The 1,052-nt window shown below is 74.2% G+C and carries 1 protein-coding gene; it reads right to left on the bottom strand.

The features are described from left to right. Positions 1-9: 9 nt before the first annotated feature. Positions 10-888, bottom strand: a complete 879-nt coding sequence (locus FV223_RS28365) for a DUF3108 domain-containing protein (protein WP_147729968.1) — start codon at positions 886-888, stop codon at positions 10-12. Positions 889-1,052: the final 164 nt, after the last annotated feature.

The following is a 1,052-nucleotide window of genomic DNA, read 5'->3' as shown; positions in this document are numbered from 1 at the left end:
CGCGCATCCTCAGCGGCTCGCGAGGCTGCCGGTCGTGGCCGGCGCCTCGGCGGTGGCCGTGCCGCGCACCCAGCGGGTCGCCTCGATGATGTTGGTGCCCACCGTGGTGCGCACCGAGATGCGCATCGGCACCAGCATCCGCGTGCCCTCGACCGGCGCGAGCCAGACCGACATGTCGCGGTTCTCCTCCATGAAGCGCACCCCGGGCCGGTCCGGCCGGTGGCCGGCGACCGCCTGGTAGCGGGCGTTGCAGACCAGCACCGGGCCGGAATAGCCCGGCTTCTCCACCGCCCGGGTCTCGCCGTAGCTCAGGACCACGTTGAAGCGGGTCGCGCCGTCGAAGACCGGCAGCGTGCGGTTGCAATTGTCCGGGTTGGTCAGGTCGCCGGAGGCCTGGGCCGGCATCAGCAGGGCGCTGGCCGGGTCCATGATCCCGCGCTTGTTGGCGGGCGTCACCGGCACGCGGTCGTCCATGTCGACCAGCGGCGGCGTGACCTCGGACTGGGTGACGTTGCCGTGGGCGAGCGCCATGCGCACGGCGATCCCCGAATTGGCGGTCCGCGTCGCGATCGAGAAGGTGTTGGGCTGCGGCGCGGCGGCGATGATCCCGGCGGAGCGGGCCGAGCCCTGGCCGCCGGTGATCGCGCCGACGAGACCGGTCAGCGTCGCCGAGACGTCGACGCGGTACTTCGCGTTCTCGAAGGTGCCGGCGAGCCGCGCGGTGCCGATCGACAGGCCGGCGAGCGCGATGCCGTAATCGACGGCGATGCTGGCGGGCGCGGCCTTGCGCTCCCGCGCCTCGGCCGGCGAGAGGGCGCCGGCGCCGAGGGCGGCGGCGAGAACGAGGCGCATCAGTGGGAAGGCGCTGCGGTGGGGGCGGGCGCTCATGGTCCGAATCGCATCCTCACGAGGTCGTCCGGGCACCGGCCCCGACGACGCGGAGCCCCGGGGCTGCCCAGGCGACGGTTATCCGAGCCGCATGGTTAACAGGCCGTTCCGCGCGCGCCCAGGGCTCCTGGCTGCCGGGCCGGCGGGTCGCCGCAGGGCCGAGG

It is taken from the genome of Methylobacterium sp. WL116 (genome assembly GCF_008039455.1).
Classification (GTDB): domain Bacteria; phylum Pseudomonadota; class Alphaproteobacteria; order Rhizobiales; family Beijerinckiaceae; genus Methylobacterium.
Note: the sequence above shows the minus strand (reverse complement) of the source record. Positions and strands in the feature narration are given on the sequence as shown.

What these genes read in the sequence shown, in the direction of transcription:
- FV223_RS28365 (WP_147729968.1), bottom strand. Translation starts at nt 888, where the DNA reads ATGAGCGCCCGCCCCCACCGCAGCGCCTTCCCACTGATGCGCCTCGTT.